Genomic DNA, 21,518 nt, shown 5'->3' on the forward strand with positions numbered 1-21,518 from the left:
CCCTATTTAGGAGTGCAAAACGGTTTTTAACTGATTTCTGTACTCCGATGGATTTTGTCCTGTAAATGCTTTAAACGATTTATTGAAGTGGGAAAAATTATTGAACCCGCTATCGTAACAAACCTGTGTAATGCTCATAGGTTGTTCGGCCAACAATTTGGAGGCATGCACCAAACGGTACTCGTTTACAAACTGCGTAAATGTTTTGTTGGTGATTTTTTTAAAGTACCTGCAGAACGAGGGAACCGTCATGCTCACCATATCGGAAATTTGTTCTAGACTAATATCTTCTTTAAAGTTGGCCTTTACGTGGTTGAAGACAATATTGATACGGTCGTTGTCCTTAACCTCCGTTTCCATGGAGAAGCCTTCGGCGTTCAACACATGCATTTCTTTAGAGGTCGCCAAAATGTTCAAAATATTGAGAATGGATAACAGTCGTTGAAAATCGGTTTGATATTCCAATATTTCCATCTTTTCACCCACCTTTAACTTGGTTTTACCTGAAAATGCGATACCGCTCTTGGCAACTTCAAACAATTTTTGGATATTTTTCATCTCAGGTATATTAAAGAAGTCACTTCCGAGGAAATCGATTTTCATCTGTACCAAAGTCTCACTTTTATTTCCAGTAAGCTTATCGGTAAATCCGCAATGTGGCAAGTTGGAACCTATTAATATAAGGTCTCCGTTCCTAAAATAGGAAACATGGCTACCTATTTGTCTTTTTCCCGATCCACCATTTACATAAACCAACTCCAATTCGGGATGGTAATGCCAACCCGCGTTTTTGTTTTCGTTGTTCTTGTTGAACTTCATAAAAGTAAACGAGTTTCCAAAACTGGGGGCGATAGCTTCAAAAGCAGGTTTTTGAATCATAAGAGCAATTTTTGTTGGACTTTATAAAGTTATAAAAGTGTATAAAACACAAATATCTACAATTTTACCACAAAGGTATGCTATTTTATCATTAACAGATTGTTAATACATATACCATGTTAATATAGCATAGAAAGTGGAAAAGATGGTGGTATTTCTGTGCTAAAAGCTGCCATACATTTGTAGTGTAATCTTAAAAAAGCGAAATGTTATGAAAGTAGTAAAGAATTTAACAGTAGCAGCGGCCCTTTTGATCAGTGCAATTGCGGTAGCTAATGTAAACTCTGCAGAATTTGGTAAAAAAGTAGTAGCCAAATACGAGGTAGAAAAGAACCTAGTAAAAGTTAACCTTGATCCTGTGTTCGTGAAGAAAGGTCAAAAGGTAATGATGAACCTTTTGAACGTATCTCAAGGAAAGGTGCTTTTAAAAGTATACGATGCCGATAAAAGATTAGTTTTTGATGAGGCTATCGAAGGAGATATTGTTGTTGAAAAAGCTTTCAACTTCGAAAAAGCATTTAAAGGTAAATACACCATCGTTGTAGTGGACAAGTTTGGAACTTACACTGACGAGGTTGTAGTAAGATAGTTTGTTTAGTTAATTTTTATGTGCATTGGGGGTCGGGAGGCCCCCTTTTTTTATACCCATTTTTTTAGTTTTTCCCTTTTGCCCGGCGGTAAGGCATCGTTTTCCATCGCCATTTGCACCAATTCTTTATTCTTCTGCTTTGAAAAAAGTAAATTATAAAATTGTTGGGTGGTTAGCGGAAACTTTGATTCATCCACCAGTTCTAAACTATCGCCCACGGCAACATTGCCTTCCCTTAAAATTCGGATATAGGTACCAGGAAAACCATGGTCAATAAACTGCTTTAAAATAGTTTGATCGTTAAACCGGATGCCCAACTTAAAACAGGGTTCCCGGGGTTGGGTTATTTGAACCAATGCGGTGCCCAATTGGTATACATTACCAATCCGTATCTTGGATTCATCCAAACCTTCGACGGTTAAATTCTCCCCGAACATACCCCAATCCCACTCCAAATGGGGATATTTTGCTTTCCAATAGGGGTACTGCTCGGCCGAAAACAAATAGCAAGCTTTAAAAATGCCTCCATGATACCTCCGGTCGGCAATGGTATCGTGTGAAACCTCTTCTTTATTCAAGTAAATGGCTTCCTGAACAGGGTATTTATAAATACCTGTGGTGGTTTCTTCCCCGTTCCATTCAATTTTTGTGGGCTTTCCTATGTTGGTTGATATCACTTTCATAAAGGCAAGATATAAAAAAACCACCGCGGTTGCGGTGGTTTAAAATCTTGTTTTATTTTCGGATTAATCCTCCTTATCCAATTTTTTGGTCATGTTGAAACCGACCATTAAACCCACACCTGCTAGTAAAAAGATGGTTCCAGGATAGGCAACTTCCTCATCCACCCCTAAGCTATAGTGTAAAATGGAGGCAACAAATATGGCGGCTCCAATACCCATTAATAATAAGGAAAGATTAAGGATGATCACTTTCCAAAAAGGCGCAGTGTTTTGCTTGCCCTTTACAAAAATACTGGCATCGGCACCTTTTTCAATAAGCGCCAAGCGCTCTTTGTTTCTGGTCGAAAAATACAGATATGCAATTGCAAAGACGACTCCAAAAATTATTGGTAAAATTATTACTTCAGATCCCATAACGATTCGTTTTTAAATGATTATTTATATGTTTTGTTCATAGCCTATGACGACCTTTTATTTCAACAGGTTACATAATTTTATAAAAAAAGTGTTTTGGTGTAACCTAATCATCACTTTTAACGTCTTATGAACAATGCTGACCAACAAAGAACAAAAGCTATTGTCTGATATCCGTAATGGAAACACCCATGCGTTTGGTGTGTTGGTGGATCACTATAAGGATTTGGTGTTCACGCTTTCGTTGCGCATGTTGGGCAATAGGGAGGAAGCCGAGGAGGTTTCCCAAGACACGTTCATTAAGATTTTTAACTCCTTGGATAGTTTTAAAGGTGATTCCAAAATATCCACATGGATCTACCGGATTGCCTATAACACCAGTTTGGACCGCATCAAAAAAAATAAAAAAAGGAGGCTCGAGGTCGATTTTGAATATGCCAAGACCATCGCTTTTGCCGATGTGGACAATGCGATGGAAAAAATGGTAAAACAGGAGAAAAGTGAGTTGATCCAAGCTTGCATGGGTAAATTATCTGCTGAAGATGCTGCCATTGTCACCTTGTTTTATTTTGAGGAGAAGAATCTTGTAGAAATGGAGAAAATTTTAAACCTTTCGGTAAATACCTTAAAGGTTCGATTGTTTAGGGCCAGAAAAAAACTGGCAGATATTATGCAAAACAGTTTGTTGGGCGAAATTTTAGAAAGCAATGGATAAGGAAAAAGATAAAAAATGGGAAGAATTGGTGGATAAGCTAATGAATGAGGCTCCTTTGGAGCAACCATCAGGCGATTTCACAAAAAATATTATTCAAAAAATTGAAGTTGAAACTGCTCGGCCCAAATTTGAATACCAACCTATATTATCGAGAACCACTTTGGTTTCTATTGGGGTTTCGTTCTTGGCCTTGGTGGTGTTTTTGATTTCTAAATTTGGATTTAATTCCAATGAGGGATGGTTTGCCAAATTGCAATTCGATGCTGCTTTTGGTTCTATTTGGGGAGGATTGGAACATTACACTTCTTCCAAAGTATTGGTATATGCAGTACTGCTTTTCGGTTTGTTGTTTTTTGCTCAGGTCACCCGACTCAAAAAACACTTTGACAAGCACCATTTTTAAACATTCAGATAAGAAAAGGCCCAATACATCAATACAAATTGAAGGGGTACACGTAAAATCAAAAGCCATAACGGTATTCCAGCACTTGCTTTCTCGCTGCTGAGCATATAAAAATGTACCGGTAAAAAACTCAACAGCATTAAAATAATTCCATAAATGGCCCATTCCCTGGTAAGCGAAATCATCAGGGCAACTCCAAATACAACCTCAAAAATACCGCTTAACATAACCAATAGTCTATGGTCGGGCAGGTATTGGGGCATAATGCGCAAATACATTTTGGGTTTTATAAAATGCATAATACCCGCAAACATGTAAAGCAACGCCATTAAATATAAGTGCCATGGAGCCATATTTTCTATTCTTTAAAGTTCCAAAAAGGGATTGCAGCATCAGAATATTTAACAATGGTGTCTTTCTCCTTTCGCTGACGGATCAATTTTAATAAATGTTTGCCCTCGCTCAATTCTTTGATGTTCAGGTAGGTTTCAAACCCCAAAATATTATGTTTTCCAGTGGTGACTATAAATTCTTCATCCAGATGAAGCGTGTCTATTTTAAAAGAATAAATAGTGTTGAAAGTTTTTAAATAGGCCTTTCGAATGCTGTCTTTTTGGCGGGCAGAAGTAATTTGTTCGTCCCAATTTGTATTTAGTTTAATACTGGATGAAAGACCACGACGGTCCGATTTTGGTTTTAATGAATCATTAAAAGTGAAAATGCGGTTTTCTATATGTTCCGAAAAAGGAATAAATACTTTAAGGTACGGTTCTGTAATTACTTTGGAAGGAATAACCAGCTTACCCGGAAAATCTTCTTCATCTGTCAGCATGTCAAAATAATTTTCCTTGTTGGCAAACATACTTGAAGAATTCATTTCCTTGTCCAAATAGTTTGAATTTCTGTATTCCAAACTTGTAATCAATAAAATGACCAAATAAATAGGTGTGAGCAATAGAATGAGTCGCTTACCAAATCGATTGTCCAAAAAATTATAGACCAACGGACGATATAAAAAGGAAAGGGTGATAAAACTGAAAATCCAATAGATGGGAAAATAGATTTTGGAGATCCATTTTTTCTTTTTGAGCCATCCCTGGGTAATAAAATCAATGAAGGTCAAAAACATCCCAACGATGATAAAAACAATTAAAAGAGCTCCAAAAACACTGGCAAAACGATCTGGAAGTACTTCACTTTCAAGTACAAATTGGGCAACCAAAACAATACAAATAATGATCATGGTCAGCGCCAATACGTAAAATATGAGCAGGAACGATATGGCAAAGAGAACGCTACAATAATTCTCCAAGTTGGCGATGTAGCGGTCAAAGGATACAATCCGTTTTTTTAGGTAGTTGGTAAATTTTTCCGAATAATTGAGTTTGTCGAATTCAATGTCGCCCGAAACATATCGTAATCCCAATGAGCCAATCCACAAACCCCGAAGAACTACGTGGAGCAAAAGATTAAAAAGTAGGATGGATGCTGCAATGGTCAAAATAAAATAGACCACAAAACTGTAGACTTGATCCTCATTTTGGGCATTGATCATTTCAATGCGCAAGGGGTCATAAGCAGTAAAAAGACCGAAAATGGCAAAACCCGAGATAATAAGTTCGAGCTCCCAACTTTGTTGCTGCAGGGAATCCAGCAATTTTTTAAACGACGGACTGTTGTAATCGTTATTGTTCAAGGGTGGTTTTGGCTTATTGATTGATACACCCAAGATAGTTAAAAAAAGAAAACCGCTCATTATGAGCGGTTTTGCAAATTTATTTTTGAGAGAAACCCAATTATTTGATCATCTCGTAGCTGCGGGAGATAAATTTGGTCAATTCCTCTCCTTTCAGTAGTCCTTTGGAAAGTCGAGCCAAATCCAAAGATTGATTGATCAATCGAGTTCGTTTTTTCTCCGTTTTGGTATTCAAGATCTCACCGATCAACTCGTGGTTGGTGTTTACGATCAAGTTGTACATATCGGGCATGTTACCCATACCAAACATACCACCGCCGCCAGTTTGCTGCATTTCTTTCATACGACGCATAAATTCTGGTTCGGTTATAATAAATGGAGATGCACTGCTGTCCATTGCTTCCAATTGAACGGTAAAACCTTTATCGGTAGTTACTTTTTCCAATTCCGATTTCAATTGGTCTTTTTCTTCATCGGATAGCTTGGAAATCGCTTCCTCATCTTTTTTAATGATGTTGTCGATATGATCGGCATCCACTCGGGCAAATGATAAGTTTTCCTTGGTAGTTTCCAATTTTTGCATCAAGTGGGAAACAATTGGGGAGTCCATCAACAATACTTCATACCCTTTGGCCAAGGCCGCATCAATATAACTGTGTTGTGCTTCTTTGTCCGAAGCATACAATACCACCAATTTGTCGTCCTTGTCCGTTTGGTTGTCCTTGATCTTGGCTTCCAATTCTTCAAAAGTGTAGAACTTGCCATCCACTGTTGGGTAAAGGGCAAATTTGTCAGCTTTTTCAAAGAATTTATCTTCAGAAAGCATTCCGTACTCAATCACTACCTTGATATCGTTCCATTTTTGCTCAAAGTCCTCGCGGTTGTTCTTGAACAAGGAACTCAATTTATCCGCTACTTTACGGGTGATGTACGAAGAGATTTTCTTCACGGCACCATCAGCTTGTAGGTAAGAACGGGAAACGTTCAATGGAATGTCGGGAGAATCAATAACCCCACGAAGCATGGTCAAAAACTCAGGAACAATACCTTCAACGTTATCGGTGACGAATACCTGGTTTTGGTATAATTGGATCCTGTCTTTTTGAATGTTGAGGTCGTTCGTCAACTTTGGGAAATATAAAATTCCTGTTAAGTTGAACGGATAATCCACATTTAGGTGAATGTGGAACAACGGCTCCTCAAACTGCATCGGATACAACTCTCGGTAAAAGCTTTTGTAATCCTCATCCTCTAAATCGGTAGGCTGCTTGGTCCAAGCTGGGTTGGGATTGTTGATGATATTATCTACCTCTTGGGTTGGAGCTGGGTCTTCTTCCTTGGCATCTTCTGGTTTTGGAAGTGTCTCAGTTTTTGTCCCGAATTTTATGGGGATGGGCATGAACTTGTTGTACTTCACCAACAATTCACGAATCTTGGCGTCTTCTAAGAATTCGGTAGAATCTTCCGCTACGTGAAGCACAATTTCGGTACCGCGCTCAGTTTTGTCGTGCGGCTCAATGGAAAATTCTGGAGAACCATCACAGGCCCAATGCACCGCAGGTTCATCCTTAAAACTTTTGGAAATAATTTCAACCTTGTCGGCCACCATAAAGGCAGAGTAAAAACCTAGACCAAAGTGTCCAATGATTCCTGCATCTTTGCCAGCGTCCTTGTATTTGTCCAAAAACTCTTCGGCGCCAGAAAAGGCCACTTCGTTAATATATTTTTTCACCTCGTCCTCGGTCATACCGATTCCTTGGTCAATAATGTGGATGCGTTTGTTCTCTTTGTCCACTTTTACCTCGATCATCGGGTTGCCATATTCTACCTTGGCTTCACCGATAGAGGTAAGGTGTTTAAGTTTTAAAGTTGCATCTGTAGCGTTGGATATTAATTCCCTTAAAAAAATCTCGTGATCACTGTAAAGGAATTTTTTGATCAAGGGAAAAATGTTCTCTACTGAAACATTGATTTTACCTGTTGTCATCTTTAATTAGTTTTCTTTTTCTGCTAGAAGTCAAAAAAAGTACCAGAATAAAAAATCTGACAAACTGACATTTTTAGGAGGTAAACCTACTGTAAATGAAATTTTAACATTTTTTTGTTTAAAAAAAACAAGAAAAGTTTAAACAAAATATTATCTTTATGGTGTTATAGAAAAAATTGCTATGAAATGGTAAAATCTATAACAGTTTGTTTATTTATTGGTTAGGTTGTGGAAATGCACTTTCGCTAGGGAGTGCATTTTCTTTAAATAGTCTTTTTACCTGCCACTTTCTTACGATTCTTACAACTTTTAAATAGCTACGTTATGGCAAATACCGCTAAATCAAAACTAACCGAGGACAAACTGATAGGCATTTTTATGGAGTCTGTTTTGGAAAATGAAAAAATGCCAAGTTCCGTATTCAAGTTTTGCAAAGAGAATACCTTAAAGGAAGAAGAGTTTTATGGCTTCTTTGGTTCTTTTGATGCCTTGCAACAAACCATATGGAATAAGTTTTATGACAATACTGTCGCCCTGATCAAAAAGAACAAGTCATACGCCGCGATGACCCACGAAGAAAAAATGTTGACTTTTTTCTTCACTTTTTTTGAAAACCTGGCACTCAACAGAAGTTATGTACTGTTTGTGATGGAAGAACATAAATATTCGTTAGAGGGGTTAAAGCAATTAAAAGGACTAAGATCCAGAGTTAAAGACTTTGCTTCAGAGATGATTCAGGAGAAGAATGAGGAAAAGCAACTTAACTTATTAAAAAAAGGAGCTCCTTTGTTCACCGAGGGGGCTTGGTTGCAATTTTTATTCATATTAAAATTTTGGTTGGAAGATGGTTCTCCCGGATTTGAGAAAACAGACATCGCCATCGAAAAATCGGTAACCACTATTTTTCAAATTTTTGAGCATACCCCTTTGGAGAAGGTGCTCGATTTAGGAAAATTCCTCTACAAAGAAAAATTGGCATAACCTTATATGAAGACTTTAGATAGTATCCCAACCAGTAAAATTGAGCGGGCGAGTAAATTGGTGAAGACAGGAGTTAAGATTGGGGGCAACTATGTGAAATATTACGGTAAAAAGTTGGTCGACAATCCAAATGCCAAAGAGGATTTGGATAAGGACAATGCCGAGGATATTTATGATGGGCTCAAAAGCTTGAAGGGTAGTGCGCTAAAAGTGGCCCAAATGCTAAGCATGGAGAAAAATTTGCTCCCCAGTGCCTATGTGGAAAAATTTTCGTTGTCACAATTTTCGGTTCCGCCGTTGTCGGCACCTTTGGTTCGTAAGACCTTCAAAAAATATTTAGGAAAATATCCCGAAGAAATTTTTGATGCCTTTGAAAAGGATTCGGTGAATGCAGCGAGTATAGGACAGGTGCACCGAGCCGAAAAGGATGGAAAACAACTAGCGGTGAAAATTCAATATCCAGGGGTAGCGGATAGTATAAGCAGTGATTTGGCTTTGGTTAAACCTGTGGCTATTAAGATGTTCAACTTAAAAGGCAAGGACTCCGAAAAGTATTTCAAGGAGGTTGAGCATAAATTGATTGAGGAGACCGATTATATTTTGGAATTGGAACAAAGTCAAGAAATTACCGAGGCATGTGCAGTGATTCCAAATATGGAATTTCCAAGCTATTATAAGGAACTGTCCAGCGAACGAATTTTGACAATGGATTGGATGAAGGGCATCCATTTGGGTGAATTCACCAAAACGGATTTTGATACTGATTTGGGCAATACCTTAGGTCAGGCGCTTTGGGATTTTTATATGTTCCAAATTCATAAGCTGCGAAGAGTGCACGCAGACCCGCATCCGGGTAATTTTTTGGTGAGTGACGAAGGAACTTTGATTGCTATTGATTTCGGTTGCATTAAACAGATACCTGAAGAATTTTACGTACCTTACTTTGAATTGGCCAAGGAGGAGAACATCAATAATGAGCAGGTGTTCATGGAGAAACTATACGAACTTGAAATTTTGACTCCTACAGATTCCAAGCAAGAACTCGAGTTTTTCGCAGCACTGTTCAAAGAAATGCTCACCATTTTTACAGCGCCCTTTAATAAGGAACATTTTGATTTTGGTGATGGGGAATTTTGGTCAAAAATTGCCAACTTGAGCGAACGCTATTCCAAGGACGAGCAAATTCGCAAAATGAACGGAAATAGGGGTTCCAAACATTTCCTATATATAAATCGCACATTTTTTGGTCTTTATAACTTGTTGCATGATCTAAAAGCGCAGGTAGAGGTCAATCATTTTAAAAGGTATATGGATTAAAACTGTTAATAAATATCCAGTTCTTGCGATATATTTTTTACTTTTTCGTTTATTAGCCTTGAATTTTTTAAATATTCAACATTTAAGCACTTTAAAATGTATAACTCAAGAATATCTGGATTAGGGTTTTACGTCCCTGACAATGTGGTTACCAATGATGATTTGTCCAAAGTTATGGACACGAATGACGAATGGATTCAGGAGCGTACCGGAATTAAGGAACGCAGGCATGTGGTAAAAGGGGAGGACACGACCACTTCGATGGGTGTGAAAGCTGCCGCAAAAGCCATAGAGCGCGCTGGTATCGATAAGGGTGAAATAGACTTTATTGTATTTGCGACCTTGAGTCCTGACTACTATTTTCCAGGGCCAGGGGTTTTGGTGCAACGTGATTTGGGATTAAAAACCGTGGGTGCCCTCGATATCCGCAACCAATGTTCTGGATTTGTTTATGGAATTTCCGTTGCCGACCAATACATTAAAAGTGGTATGTACAAAAATGTATTGGTGATTGGTTCTGAACTGCATTCCCATGGATTGGACATGACGACTCGAGGTAGGGGGGTTTCCGTAATTTTTGGAGACGGTGCTGGAGCGGCCGTTTTAACCCGTGAAGAAGATACTTCCAAAGGAATTTTATCCACACATTTGCATTCAGAAGGTCAACACGCCGAAGAATTATCGTTGATTGCGCCTGGAATGGGCAAACGTTGGGTAACCGATATTATTGAAGAGGCAGACCCAGAGGACACCTCTTATTTTCCTTATATGAACGGGCAATTTGTATTTAAAAATGCAGTGGTTCGATTCAGTGAGGTGATCATGGAAGGGCTGCAGAAAAATAATCTAGGTCCACAAGATATCGATATGTTGATTCCGCATCAGGCCAACTTGCGAATTTCCCAATTTATTCAGAAAAAATTCGGATTGTCGGATGACCAAGTGTTCAACAACATCATGAAATACGGAAACACCACAGCAGCATCCATTCCAATTGCATTGACCGAGGCATGGGAAGCTGGAAAAATCAAAGAAGGTGATTTGGTGGTCTTGGCTGCCTTTGGTAGTGGATTTACCTGGGGTAGTGCCATAATTCGTTGGTAGCTTCATAGCAAACTAAAGAATACATACAAAATAAAACCCCGAACCTTTAGGTTCGGGGTTTTTTGATTGTGCCCCCTACAAAACTAACCAACCAACACTCCTGCAGGGACAATCAATTATTTTAAAGGATGCCGCCACCATCTTGTTTGGTGTTGCTGTCCCTTCTTTTTCGTTGTTTGGCGTGGTTTTTTCCACTTCCAAATCGGTAAGATGCCCCAACATAAATATTATTGCTTTCCCAGTTGAATGCACCTTCTTGTTGGTATGGGTATTCCCCTTTAAAGGCAAAACGCATTGTATTGAAAATATCGTTGTAATTAAGACTCAAAGTGCCCTTGCCCTCAGCAAAGCTGTATCTTGCCCCAACGTTCACAAAGTACATGGGCTCGGCATTAAATTGAATGCTCTTGTTTCTTCCACGATAAAATCCGAAGGCTTGTAGTGACAGTTTTTTGGTCACCGTAAAACTGTTGTTCATGCGCAAGTTCCAGGCCGTGTTGTCCACTTCTACGCGTTCCTGAACAATATCATCCTCGGTTGGGTTCGGATCAGTGGTGTTCAAACTTTCAGTCAAGCCCCTTTGTGTTTGGGAAAACATATCGAAACTACCATTGATGCTCCACCATTTTATGGGTTTGTAGTTATAGGATACTTCCACGCCATATGCTGAGGTCTTGTCAAAATTATCGTATGTAAGAATGGTCTTGTTCAAGTCCAACCGATCCACATATATGGCACGGTTGATCTCATCCGAAATACTTCTATAGAAAACTCCACCCGTAATGCTGCCATTTTTAATGCGCTTGGTGTAGTTGGCCTCGTACGAACTGGTAAACTGAGGTACTAGTTCCGGATTCCCAAAGGAAGAGATCAAAGGGGTGGCAAATTCCCTAATAGGGTTTACCTGCCCCAAACCAGGTCTGTCTACACGGCGACTATAACTTAGTTGCAATTGGTCTTTTTCATTTGGACTATACGTCACAAAAGCCGATGGGTAAATTTCAGTGTATTTGTCCGTAAAAGAGCGCACCGCATTGGTGTCTGCTTTCACCTCCACATTTTCGATACGGGCCCCCACTTGGTACGACCATTTTTTATATCTCTGTCCAAAAGTGGCATAAGCTGAATAAATGTCCATGGCATACACAAACTTTGTGGAGGGGGTTGGTACCAAATTTCCACCTGAATTAAAAGTTTGTCCCGTAGAAGCATAATCCACTTTGGTTTCAAAGTTTCTGGATTCCAATCCAACTTCTAATTTGGAAATGCTGTCCAACGGATTCACATAGTCCAAGTTGGCAATGGTCTGGGTACGTTCTGTGTCAACAAAATCCATATAATCTGGATAGGTAGAAGCGCCCCTTGACCTGAAATCGGCATCTTGTTCGCTATTAAAAATGTTATGGTCCACTTCCAACTCTATATTGTGCCCCTCTTTGTTGAAATCCATTTTATAGTCAAAATTGTATTGTTGGCTATGGTTTTCACTATCGTCATAAAACAATTGGGTAACGTTTCGGGAAGGGTCGTTAAAATAGCTTACTTCCGTAGAGCCGTCACCTTTTCCGTCATACAGATTTTGATTGGTGAAAAAGGAAATCGTGTTTTTATCGTTCAGATAAAAATCCATTCCCAATTTATATAAGTTGGACTTGTTGTTGTTGAAGAAATCAAACTTTTGCCTAGAGTTTTCATCCACTCTTAAAATGCTTCCATCGTTCACCCATTTACCGATATTGTTGCCATAATTTCCGTAGAAATTGAATTTTCCATTGCGGTAGTTCAAGTCCAAAGAAGTGTTGAATTTGGCTTCTTCACCTTTGGTGAGTCCTAGGTTGATGTTACCATTGAATCCAATATTGGCATTTTTGTGCAATACAATGTTGATGATGCCACTCATTCCTTCTGGATTATATTTTGCAGATGGATTGGTGATCAATTCAATGGATTTTATTGAGGTTGAAGGGATTTGTCTCAACAATTGGGCGACCGGAACGTTGGACAATTTGCCATCCACCATAACCCGAACATTCGAATTTCCGCGAAGAGTTAGGTCGCCAGTTTGCGCATCCACATTCACAGAGGGAATGTTGTTCATGATTTCCGAGGCCGTAGCGCCGGAGGTAGTCAGGTCTTTCCCAACATTGATAACTTTTCTATCAACCCGTTGTTCTATAGTGGTTCGTTCAGCGACCACTTCCACACCTTCCAATTGTTGGCTATGTTCCTCCAACGTAATGGTGCCAAGGTCCAGTTTCCGTTTTCCTTTACCGATGACCAGTTTTTTGGAGTAGGTTTTGTAACCGATATATTGTACTTCTACTAAATAGGTGCCATCGGCAAGTTTGCCAACTTCGAATTTTCCATCTTCGGTAGTGATTCCACCTGTAATGGTTTGTGTTCCATCTTCCGATTTTATAACCACCGAAGCGTAGGCTACAGGCTGTTTTAGGGTATTATCGATGACGGTGCCGTTGATGGAACCTACGTCGTCTGGACCGTTTGCATTTGAAGTGTTCGTGAAAATGGTGCACAACAAGAGTGCAAAAAGAAAGCTCATTCGTCTCATGAGTAGTTCGTTTTTTGATTGATGATGATTGATTGATGATGTAATTAAGACGCCCCAGGCTGAGTTATGTTACAAGCAAAATTTATTTTAACATATTTTAGTAAATTAAGTTGCTTGTATTCAGGGAATGTAAGGTGTACTTGTGGCGGTAGACAAAGGGTCTAAAAAGAAGAAACCCCGGTAAAAAAATTACCGGGGTTGATACATTGATAAGCTATACTAAACACTAACCATTAACTATAAAAAAATACAGTCTTACCAATGACAATATCATTTTGCAAATAGACGGATTTTAAGCTAAAAACTTACCGACTATATACGAGTTTAACATAATAATTAACACACCGAATAGGTGTTTTAACATAAAATTTAACAAATGAGTAAAACACTTGTCTTTGGGGCTTCTACTAACCCGGTAAGATACAGTAACCTAGCAATTCGTAGGTTGGTTGACAAAAATATTGAAACAACCGCATTTGGGATACGTGGGGGAACTGTATCGAATGTACAAATTAAAGATAACTTAGTTGATTTTCAAAATATTGATACGGTAACTTTGTATTTAAATCCAAAAAACCAAAAGGAATACTACCAGTCTATCGTGGATTTACGGCCAAAACGGGTGATTTTTAACCCGGGCACAGAAAATCCTGAATTTTACAAAATCCTTGAAAAAGAAGGTATTGAGGTTGAAGTTGCCTGCACTTTGGTCTTGTTGTCTACTGATCAGTACTAGGAATAATCTCCTTTTGGCGAATCCACCAAAGTCCGATAAAAGTAAGCAGCCCGTTCAAGGGCAGTAATTCGTATCCCACTTGATATCCCCCTAAATAATCAGCGGGGATATTGGCCACTAAAATGATGGTGACCACAGAAAGTACTGCGACAATCCATACGTAACTGTCCTTTATTTTGTGCTTGGTGAAAATTCCAAAAGCAAAAAGGCCCAATAAAGGTCCATAGGTGTATCCAGCCACGGTCAATAGGCTATCGATCACGTTGCTGCTCAAAATATATTTGAAAGCAATAATTACGATCACCAACATAATGCTCATGGCAATGTGGGTTTGTTTACGAATCTTTTTCTGTGTTTTTTCCTCTTTTTGCTGCACATTTAAAAAATCTACGCAAAAGGAGGTGGTCAAAGAAGTAAGGGCGCTATCGGCACTGCTGTAGGCGGCAGCTATCAATCCCAACATAAAGGTTATGGAAAGTGCAAGGCCAAGTCCGCCGTTCAAAGCGATTTCTGGAAACAATAAATCGGTTTTTGGTGTACCATCCATCAGTGGCATAGCAATGTTGTTTCGTTGTGCGAAAATGTAAAGAAGCGCACCCAAGAGCATAAATAAAAAGGTGACCCCGACCAATACAAAGCTGAACCAGACCATATTCTTTTGTGCATCTTTCAGTGATTTACAGGTAAGGTTTTTTTGCATCATATCCTGGTCCAATCCTGTCATGCAAATGGTCACGAACATACCCCCCACAAAAGATTTTATAAAATAATTTCTAGCCAAGAAATCATCGGTCACCAAAAAGGTGTTGTAATTTTTAAATTCATCCGAAGCCAAAAATTCGCCAAAACTCCAATCCAATTCTTGGTTGATCAATACAATGGACAAAATCACGGACAAGATCATGAATAGCGTCTGTAGGGTGTCTGTCCAAACAATAGTTTTTATTCCCCCTCGATTGGTATATATCCATATCAATAAAATCGATATGACCACGGTGATTTCAAACCGAACCCCTAAATCGTCAAACACAAACTGTTGCAACACTATGGCCACCAAATACAGCCTAAAGGCGGCGCCCAAAACACGGGAAATGAAAAAGAAAAAAGCGCCTGTTTTATGACTGACCACTCCAAAACGTTCATTTAAATATTCATAAATCGAAGTCAAATTCAAGCGGTAATACAAAGGCAAGAGCACAAAAGCCACCACAAAATACCCGAAAAGGTAACCGATAACCACTTGCATATAGGTGAGTTGACTATCGCCGACCCAACCGGGAACCGAAATAAAGGTGACACCTGACAGCGAAGCACCTACCATGCCAAAGGCCACCACATACCAAGGGGATTGTTTGCCCGCTTTAAAAAAATCGGCGTTCGAATCGTTTTTTCCAGTGAAGTAAGAAATCAAGATCAACACCAAGAAATAGGCGCCAATGAGCAATAGAATTTGTGTTGCGGACATATGTCGAATTTGAATTGCAAAATAAGAAAGTAAATTGGTAAACCTAAAATCGTAATTTTGTAAGAGATTTGATGCTATGGAATTTTCATCGAAACTTTTGGAAAATGCAGTGTACGAAGTGTCCCAATTGCCAGGTATTGGCAAGCGGACAGCTTTGCGCTTGGCGCTTCACTTGCTCAAGCAGCCCGAAGAACAAACCGAATTGCTGGCCAATGCCTTGTTGAAGCTTCGAACAGAAGTGAACTTTTGTAAAAATTGTTTCAATATTTCGGATACAGAACTGTGTGAGATTTGCGCCAACCCAAAAAGGGATGAAACCTTGGTCTGTGTGGTGGAGGATATCCGTGATGTGATGGCCATAGAAAACACTTCGCAATACAATGGCTTGTACCATGTATTGGGAGGGAAGATTTCGCCTATGGAAGGTGTGGGCCCGCAGGATTTGAATATTATTCCCTTGATCAATAAAGTGAGGCAGGGAAAAATAAAGGAGTTGATATTTGCTTTGAGTTCCACAATGGAGGGCGATACCACCAATTTCTATATTTTTAGGCAATTGGAAGGTGTTGATGTTGCTACTTCTACCATTGCAAGAGGAATTGCAGTGGGTGATGAATTGGAATATGCAGATGAGGTAACGTTGGGCAGAAGTATCCTAAATAGGGTGCCTTTTGAAAATTCCATGAAAGCTAATTAGTGAATAAAAATCAAAATAAAGTCAATTTCTTTAGTATTTTTGTAAAATACAACTCAAAAACACTTTGATAAATACGAATATGTCAAAATTTGAATTGAAATTACCGCAAATGGGAGAGAGTGTTGCCGAAGCAACTTTAACCACTTGGTTGAAAGAAGTAGGGGACACCATTGAAATGGACGAGGCCGTTTTTGAAATTGCCACGGACAAAGTAGATTCTGAAGTGCCTAGCGAGGTGGAAGGCGTGCTTTTGGAAAAGCGCTTTGATGTGGATGATGTGGTAAAGGTTGGTCAAGTAGTTGCCGTAATTCAAGTAGACGGGGATTTGGATACAGAAAGTGCCGGAGGAAATACCGTTGAAGTTTCTGAACCAGAACCAGTAGCGGCTGCAGAATTGGAAACCAAAATGGCAGGGGTTAAAGAAGCGGTTTCCGTTGCTACTCCAGATTTTTCAAGTTCAGAACGTTTTTATTCCCCATTGGTTAAAAATATTGCCAAAGAAGAAGGTGTTTCCATGGACGAATTGGAAGCCATCGCCGGAACAGGTAAAGAAGGTCGGGTGACCAAAAATGATATCATGGCGTATCTCGAAAGTCGCTCATCCAATGGAAGTCATGCCAAGGTGGAAGCTCCGGCAGTAAAAGAGGTCAAAACTGAAAAGGTTGAGACGCCAGCTCCAAAAGAAACGCCTCAACCCAAACAAACACCAATCAAAGTTGCGGAAGGTGACGAGATTATTCCTTTGAGCCGTATGGGTAAATTAATTGCCCACCACATGATGGAAAGCATTGCCACTTCGGCCCATGTGCAAAGTTTTGTGGAAGTTGATGTGACCAATGTGGTGAATTGGAGAAATAAAGTGAAAATCGACTTTGAAAAACGTGAGGGTGAAAAATTGACCTTCACGCCCATTTTTATGGAAGCTGTGGCCCATGCCTTGAAAAAATATCCAATGATGAACATTTCCTTGGATGGGGATAATGTGATCAAAAAGAAACACATTAATTTGGGAATGGCAGCAGCCTTGCCAGATGGCAACTTAATTGTTCCAGTAATTAAAAATGCAGACCAATTAAATTTGGTAGGTATGGCAAAAACGGTGAACGATTTGGCCAATAGAGCACGAAACAATCAATTAAAGCCCGATGAAATTAAAGAGGGTACCTACACGGTGACCAACGTAGGTTCTTTTGGAAGCGTTTTTGGAACGCCCATCATCAACCAGCCACAAGTTGGGATTTTGGCCTTAGGTGCTATTCGTAAAATTCCATCAGTCATTGAAACCGACCAAGGAGAATATATTGGCATCCGAAGCAAAATGTATTTGTCCCATAGTTACGACCATAGAGTAGTGAATGGCGCCTTGGGTGGTATGTTTGTAAAAGCAGTCGCCGATTACCTTGAGGCATGGGATGTTAACAGGGAAATCTAAGAAAAGGTTTAAAATTCATTTTACTATGCTTAATTTAGGAGTCCAAACTCCTAATTGGAGATAAAAATCCCACATGCAATTACAACTTACAAAACCAATTTGCTTTTTCGATTTGGAAACCACGGGTACCAATGTGGCAACCGACCGAATCGTTGAAATTTCCATTTTAAAGGTATATCCCAATGGTAATAAGGAAAGCAGAACTTGGTTGGTGAACCCAGAAATGCCCATTCCACCAGAATCGGAGGCCATTCACGGAATATCTGATGAAAAAGTGGCCAATGAGCCTACTTTTAAGCAGCTTTCAAAAGAAATTTATGCCATGATTCGCGATAGCGATTTGGGAGGATTTAATTCAGATAGGTTCGATATTCCACTTTTGGCCGAGGAAATGTTGCGCGCCGATGTCGATTTTGATATGAAAAGTATGGTGTCCGTAGATGTGCAGACCATTTTCCATAAAATGGAAAAACGGACTTTGGAGGCGGCGTACAAATTTTATTGTGACAAGAGCCTGGAAGACGCGCATAGTGCCGAGGCAGATACCTTGGCCACTTATGAGGTTTTGTTGGCTCAATTGGAGCGATATCCCGAGCTGGAAAACAATGTGAAGAAGCTTTCCGAGTTCACTACAAGAAAACAAAGTTTGGATTTTGCAGGGTTTATTGGAGTTGATGAGAATGAAAATCCGATTTTTGCTTTTGGAAAGCACAAGGGCAAAACTGTGGATGAGGTGATGGAAAAGGAACCCGGTTATTTTGGTTGGATTTTGAATGCTGATTTCCCATTGTACACCAAAAAAGTACTTACCCAGATTAAATTGAGCAAACTCAATAACAAGTTTTAAAGAGAACAACATAACCCCCGAAATAGTATGAAGCTGATTTGTATAGGTCGCAATTATGTAGACCATATTAATGAGTTGAACAACGAGCGACCCAGTGAACCGGTAGTGTTCATAAAACCAGACTCCGCTGTTTTACCCAAAGAACAGGATTTTTATATCCCGGAATTTTCGAACGATGTGCATTACGAAGTGGAAGTACTGGTGAAAATCAAAAAAGTCGGCAAGCACATTGCTCCCGAATTTGCCCACAAATATTTTGATGAAATTGGTTTGGGTATCGACTTTACGGCAAGGGACCTGCAATCCAAATTAAAAGAAAAAGGACTTCCTTGGGAAAAAGCCAAAGGATTTGATGGTGCTGCGGTAGTGGGTAAATGGTTGCCTAAAACCAAGTTTGAAGATTTAAATAACCTTAACTTTTCCCTTTCAAAAAATGGCGAATTGGTGCAAGACGGAAACACAGCTTTAATGTTGTGGAAGATAGATGAAATCATTGCGCATGTTTCCTCCTATTTTATGTTGAAAAAGGGCGATATTATCTTTACGGGCACCCCTGCCGGTGTTGGTAAAGTAAGCCCAAATGACTACCTTGTGGGAGCGTTGGAAGGAGAGAAGTTATTTGAAATTAATGTAAGATAATGATTTACAACCTCGATAAAATCAATGAAATGGCAGAAGGTGATGAAGACTTCATCGTTTCTGTAATTTCTGTTTTTTTGGAAGAAGTTCCCGAAGATATGGAAGGTCTTGAAAAAGCCATCAACGGGAAGGATTACGAAAACATTTATAAATTGGCCCACAAAATAAAGCCCAATGTAGATATTCTAGGAATGGAACAGACGCGTGCCATGGCTTTGGATATTGAAACCTTGGGGAAAACAGAAGGAAGTTTGGGGGAAATTGAACAAAAATTCCCTGAACTCAAGAAAGATATCCTCCAAGTGGTTGCCGAACTAAAAAAAGATTTCGATCTATAGTATGCAAGCCGAAATCATCACCATTGGGGACGAGATTCTCATTGGGCAGAGCGTGGACTCCAATTCAGCCTTTATTTCCAAAGAGCTAAATAAAATTGGGGTCGCTGTGTATCAAATCACTTCGGTTCAGGATGACCAAGAACATATTTTACAGTCCTTGGAAGAGGCAAGTAAACGTTCTTCCGTTGTCATTATTACCGGAGGTCTTGGTCCTACGAAAGACGACATCACCAAAAAAACCCTTTGTCAATTTTTGGATGATGAATTGGTTTCGGACGATGCGGTTTGGGAGCATATTCAAGAGCTGTTTAAAAAACACCTCAAAACACCTATTTCCGATTTAAATCGAGAACAGGCCATGGTACCTTCGAGAGCAACGGTTTTACACAATGCTTACGGAACTGCACCTGGTATGTGGATGAAAAAGGGTGATACGGCATTTGTTTCATTACCGGGGGTGCCTTACGAGATGAAAAACCTAATGAAGGAACTCGTACTGCCTAAGATTGTGGAAGAGTTCGACCGTCCTCATATCGTACACAGAACCGTTCTTACTTATGGAATGGGGGAGAGTGCCCTTGCTGAGAAAATTGAAGATTGGGAAAATAATTTGCCATCACACATCAAACTGGCCTATTTACCCAACTTTTCCCGGGTTCGATTGCGACTGTCATCAACAGGAAAAGATAAGCAAGCCCTCGAAGATGACATTGCTTCTGAAATCAAAAAGCTTTACCATTATATAGCCGACATTATATATGGGGAGGAGGAAGATGGTGAAATCGAGATACAGATTGGGAGTATGCTGGCCCAAAAGAACCTGACTTTGGCCACGGCAGAGAGTTTTACAGGAGGAAGTATTGCCAAGGCGATCACTTCGGTGCCGGGTGCATCCCAATATTTTAAGGGAAGCGTAGTCTGTTACGCCACAGATGTAAAGATCAATATGTTGGATGTCCCAGCCGAGCTCATCGAAAATCATTCTGTGGTAAGCGAAGAGGTTGCTATGGCCATGGCAGAAAACGTAAAATCAAAACTAGGTTCCGATTTTGGAATTGCCACAACAGGTAACGCTGGCCCGACAAAAGGAGACTCAGATGCCGATGTGGGCACCGTATATATAGGTATAAGCACCCCAAAAGGGACTTATGCCCAAAAATTCAGTATGGGAAGGTCCCGGGAAAGGGTGGTAAAAAAGTCTGTGAACAAGGCTTTTGAGCTATTGTATAAAGAAATTTTAAATTTCTGAAAAAGAATTTTGTACGTCCCAGTAAAAAGGTATAAATTTGCAGCCTCATTAAAATCACTCAAAAGTTAGGGAGATGTCTAAAGTTTGTGAAGTTACAGGAAAAAAGGTGATGTTTGGAAATAACGTTTCCTTTTCTATCAATAAGACCAAGAGAAGGTTCGATTCGAACATTTCTAAAAAGAGGTTTTATATCCAAGAAGAAGATCGTTGGGTAACACTTAACGTTTCCTCAAAGGGATTAAAAATCATCAACAAGAAGGGAATCTCTGCTGTCTTGAAGGAAATCAACTCCAAAAAGTAAGTTGTAAAAGCATTTTAAGTACAATACAATGGCAAAGAAAGGAAATAGGATTCAGGTAATTTTAGAGTGTACAGAGCACAAAGAGTCTGGTATGCCAGGTACTTCTAGGTATATTACCACCAAGAACAAGAAAAACACGCCAGATAGGATGGAAATCAAAAAATTCAATCCTATTCTTAAGCGTATGACCGTTCATAAAGAAATTAAGTAATACGTCTTTTTTAGAAAGGCAGAAAAATATAAGCCATGGCAAAGAAAACAGTAGCAACACTTCAGTCGTCATCCAAAAGATTGACCAAGGCCATCAAAATGGTGAAGTCTCCAAAAACTGGTGCATATACCTTCGTTGAGTCGGTAATGGCCCCAGAAATGGTAAACGACTGGTTGAACAAACAATAAGGAAACATTCCTTAGTCCTATAGAAAGCCGCTTTTTAAGCGGCTTTTTTTATGCCCCATAGTTTTGGATTTGAAGGGG

General features: G+C 39.5%; 24 protein-coding genes. 16 read left to right on the forward strand and 8 right to left on the reverse strand.

What is annotated here, in order from left to right; all coding sequences use genetic code 11:
- Positions 1 to 6: 6 nt before the first annotated feature.
- Positions 7 to 879 (reverse strand): AraC family transcriptional regulator, encoded by an 873-nt coding sequence (locus ABT310_RS10560; RefSeq protein ID WP_375323859.1) that lies wholly within the window; start codon positions 877 to 879, stop codon positions 7 to 9.
- A gap of 211 nt (positions 880 to 1,090) precedes the next feature.
- Between ABT310_RS10560 and ABT310_RS10565 the strand changes: the two genes are divergently transcribed.
- Entirely contained in the window at positions 1,091 to 1,468 is a 378-nt protein-coding gene (locus ABT310_RS10565; protein WP_375323860.1) for a hypothetical protein, read from the forward strand.
- Between the two features lie 50 nt (positions 1,469 to 1,518).
- On the opposite strand, the gene ABT310_RS10570 is transcribed toward ABT310_RS10565, so the two are convergent.
- A complete protein-coding gene (locus ABT310_RS10570) occupies positions 1,519 to 2,151 on the reverse strand; it encodes an MOSC domain-containing protein (protein WP_375323861.1) in 633 nt (210 codons plus the stop codon).
- Between the two features lie 63 nt (positions 2,152 to 2,214).
- Positions 2,215 to 2,565 carry a DUF6249 domain-containing protein gene (locus ABT310_RS10575; RefSeq protein WP_375323862.1) on the reverse strand — a complete coding sequence of 117 codons (351 nt, stop codon included), beginning with the start codon at positions 2,563 to 2,565 and terminating at the stop codon, positions 2,215 to 2,217.
- Positions 2,566 to 2,701: 136 nt separating this feature from the next.
- Here ABT310_RS10575 and ABT310_RS10580 point away from each other — a divergent pair, with 136 nt between their 5' ends.
- Entirely contained in the window at positions 2,702 to 3,280 is a 579-nt protein-coding gene (locus ABT310_RS10580; RefSeq protein WP_375323863.1) for an RNA polymerase sigma factor, read from the forward strand.
- On the forward strand, positions 3,273 to 3,683 hold the full coding sequence (locus tag ABT310_RS10585) for a hypothetical protein (RefSeq protein WP_375323864.1): 411 nt from the start codon (positions 3,273 to 3,275) through the stop codon (positions 3,681 to 3,683). Before ABT310_RS10580 ends, ABT310_RS10585 begins: the two co-directional genes overlap by 8 nt.
- On the opposite strand, the gene ABT310_RS10590 is transcribed toward ABT310_RS10585, so the two are convergent.
- The 3 genes from ABT310_RS10590 to htpG are packed head-to-tail and all read right to left on the reverse strand — an operon-like array spanning position 3,680 to position 7,366.
- Entirely contained in the window at positions 3,680 to 4,012 is a 333-nt protein-coding gene (locus tag ABT310_RS10590; protein ID WP_375323865.1) for a MauE/DoxX family redox-associated membrane protein, read from the reverse strand. The genes ABT310_RS10585 and ABT310_RS10590 overlap by 4 nt on opposite strands.
- A 29-nt stretch (positions 4,013 to 4,041) precedes the next feature.
- Positions 4,042 to 5,439 (reverse strand): hypothetical protein, encoded by a 1,398-nt coding sequence (locus tag ABT310_RS10595; protein ID WP_375323866.1) that lies wholly within the window; start codon positions 5,437 to 5,439, stop codon positions 4,042 to 4,044.
- Between the two features lie 40 nt (positions 5,440 to 5,479).
- Complete coding sequence (gene htpG / locus ABT310_RS10600; protein ID WP_375323867.1) at positions 5,480 to 7,366, reverse strand: molecular chaperone HtpG; 1,887 nt, start codon at positions 7,364 to 7,366, stop codon at positions 5,480 to 5,482.
- Between the two features lie 324 nt (positions 7,367 to 7,690).
- Here htpG and ABT310_RS10605 point away from each other — a divergent pair, with 324 nt between their 5' ends.
- The 3 genes from ABT310_RS10605 (at position 7,691) to ABT310_RS10615 (ending at position 10,768) form a co-directional block, all read left to right on the forward strand.
- Positions 7,691 to 8,347, forward strand: coding sequence for a TetR family transcriptional regulator C-terminal domain-containing protein (locus tag ABT310_RS10605; RefSeq protein WP_375323868.1), 657 nt, complete (start codon positions 7,691 to 7,693; stop codon positions 8,345 to 8,347).
- Between the two features lie 6 nt (positions 8,348 to 8,353).
- Positions 8,354 to 9,664, forward strand: a complete 1,311-nt coding sequence (locus ABT310_RS10610; protein ID WP_375323869.1) for an ABC1 kinase family protein — start codon at positions 8,354 to 8,356, stop codon at positions 9,662 to 9,664.
- Between the two features lie 96 nt (positions 9,665 to 9,760).
- Positions 9,761 to 10,768 carry a 3-oxoacyl-ACP synthase III family protein gene (locus tag ABT310_RS10615; protein WP_375323870.1) on the forward strand — a complete coding sequence of 336 codons (1,008 nt, stop codon included), beginning with the start codon at positions 9,761 to 9,763 and terminating at the stop codon, positions 10,766 to 10,768.
- Positions 10,769 to 10,889: 121 nt separating this feature from the next.
- Here ABT310_RS10615 and ABT310_RS10620 read toward each other — a convergent pair whose 3' ends face one another.
- Entirely contained in the window at positions 10,890 to 13,337 is a 2,448-nt protein-coding gene (locus ABT310_RS10620; RefSeq protein ID WP_375323871.1) for a TonB-dependent receptor domain-containing protein, read from the reverse strand.
- A 376-nt stretch (positions 13,338 to 13,713) separates the two neighbouring features.
- Here ABT310_RS10620 and ABT310_RS10625 point away from each other — a divergent pair, with 376 nt between their 5' ends.
- Positions 13,714 to 14,073, forward strand: a complete 360-nt coding sequence (locus tag ABT310_RS10625; protein WP_375323872.1) for a CoA-binding protein — start codon at positions 13,714 to 13,716, stop codon at positions 14,071 to 14,073.
- Here the strand turns inward: ABT310_RS10625 and ABT310_RS10630 are convergent.
- The gene (locus tag ABT310_RS10630; protein WP_375323873.1) at positions 14,057 to 15,538 is read right to left on the reverse strand and encodes a sodium:solute symporter; all 1,482 of its coding nucleotides are present in this window, start codon (positions 15,536 to 15,538) and stop codon (positions 14,057 to 14,059) included. The two genes, ABT310_RS10625 and ABT310_RS10630, sit on opposite strands and share 17 nt — an antisense overlap.
- Before the next feature lie 76 nt (positions 15,539 to 15,614).
- Here ABT310_RS10630 and recR point away from each other — a divergent pair, with 76 nt between their 5' ends.
- The 9 genes from recR to ABT310_RS10675 all read left to right on the forward strand — a co-directional run bounded on the left by recR (position 15,615) and on the right by ABT310_RS10675 (position 21,440).
- Entirely contained in the window at positions 15,615 to 16,235 is a 621-nt protein-coding gene (gene recR / locus ABT310_RS10635; protein WP_375323874.1) for a recombination mediator RecR, read from the forward strand.
- Positions 16,236 to 16,314: 79 nt separating this feature from the next.
- The gene (locus tag ABT310_RS10640) at positions 16,315 to 17,667 is read left to right on the forward strand and encodes a dihydrolipoamide acetyltransferase family protein (RefSeq protein WP_375323875.1); all 1,353 of its coding nucleotides are present in this window, start codon (positions 16,315 to 16,317) and stop codon (positions 17,665 to 17,667) included.
- A gap of 73 nt (positions 17,668 to 17,740) precedes the next feature.
- A complete protein-coding gene (locus tag ABT310_RS10645; RefSeq protein WP_375323876.1) occupies positions 17,741 to 18,514 on the forward strand; it encodes an exonuclease domain-containing protein in 774 nt (257 codons plus the stop codon).
- 27 nt (positions 18,515 to 18,541) lie between these two features.
- Positions 18,542 to 19,153, forward strand: coding sequence for a fumarylacetoacetate hydrolase family protein (locus tag ABT310_RS10650; protein WP_375323877.1), 612 nt, complete (start codon positions 18,542 to 18,544; stop codon positions 19,151 to 19,153).
- Positions 19,153 to 19,491 (forward strand): Hpt domain-containing protein, encoded by a 339-nt coding sequence (locus tag ABT310_RS10655; RefSeq protein ID WP_375323878.1) that lies wholly within the window; start codon positions 19,153 to 19,155, stop codon positions 19,489 to 19,491. The genes ABT310_RS10650 and ABT310_RS10655 overlap by 1 nt, the downstream gene beginning before the upstream one ends.
- A gap of 1 nt (position 19,492) precedes the next feature.
- Positions 19,493 to 20,740: a competence/damage-inducible protein A gene (locus ABT310_RS10660; RefSeq protein ID WP_375323879.1), complete on the forward strand. Its 1,248-nt coding sequence runs from the start codon at positions 19,493 to 19,495 to the stop codon at positions 20,738 to 20,740.
- A 73-nt stretch (positions 20,741 to 20,813) separates the two neighbouring features.
- On the forward strand, positions 20,814 to 21,041 hold the full coding sequence (rpmB, locus tag ABT310_RS10665) for a 50S ribosomal protein L28 (protein WP_375323880.1): 228 nt from the start codon (positions 20,814 to 20,816) through the stop codon (positions 21,039 to 21,041).
- Between the two features lie 28 nt (positions 21,042 to 21,069).
- A complete protein-coding gene (gene rpmG / locus ABT310_RS10670; RefSeq protein WP_031444791.1) occupies positions 21,070 to 21,252 on the forward strand; it encodes a 50S ribosomal protein L33 in 183 nt (60 codons plus the stop codon).
- A 35-nt stretch (positions 21,253 to 21,287) separates the two neighbouring features.
- Positions 21,288 to 21,440, forward strand: coding sequence for a DUF4295 domain-containing protein (locus ABT310_RS10675; RefSeq protein ID WP_072879696.1), 153 nt, complete (start codon positions 21,288 to 21,290; stop codon positions 21,438 to 21,440).
- Positions 21,441 to 21,518 lie beyond the last annotated feature (78 nt).

Source organism: Flagellimonas cixiensis, from assembly GCF_042134615.1.
Classification (GTDB): Bacteria; Bacteroidota; Bacteroidia; order Flavobacteriales; family Flavobacteriaceae; genus Flagellimonas; species Flagellimonas cixiensis.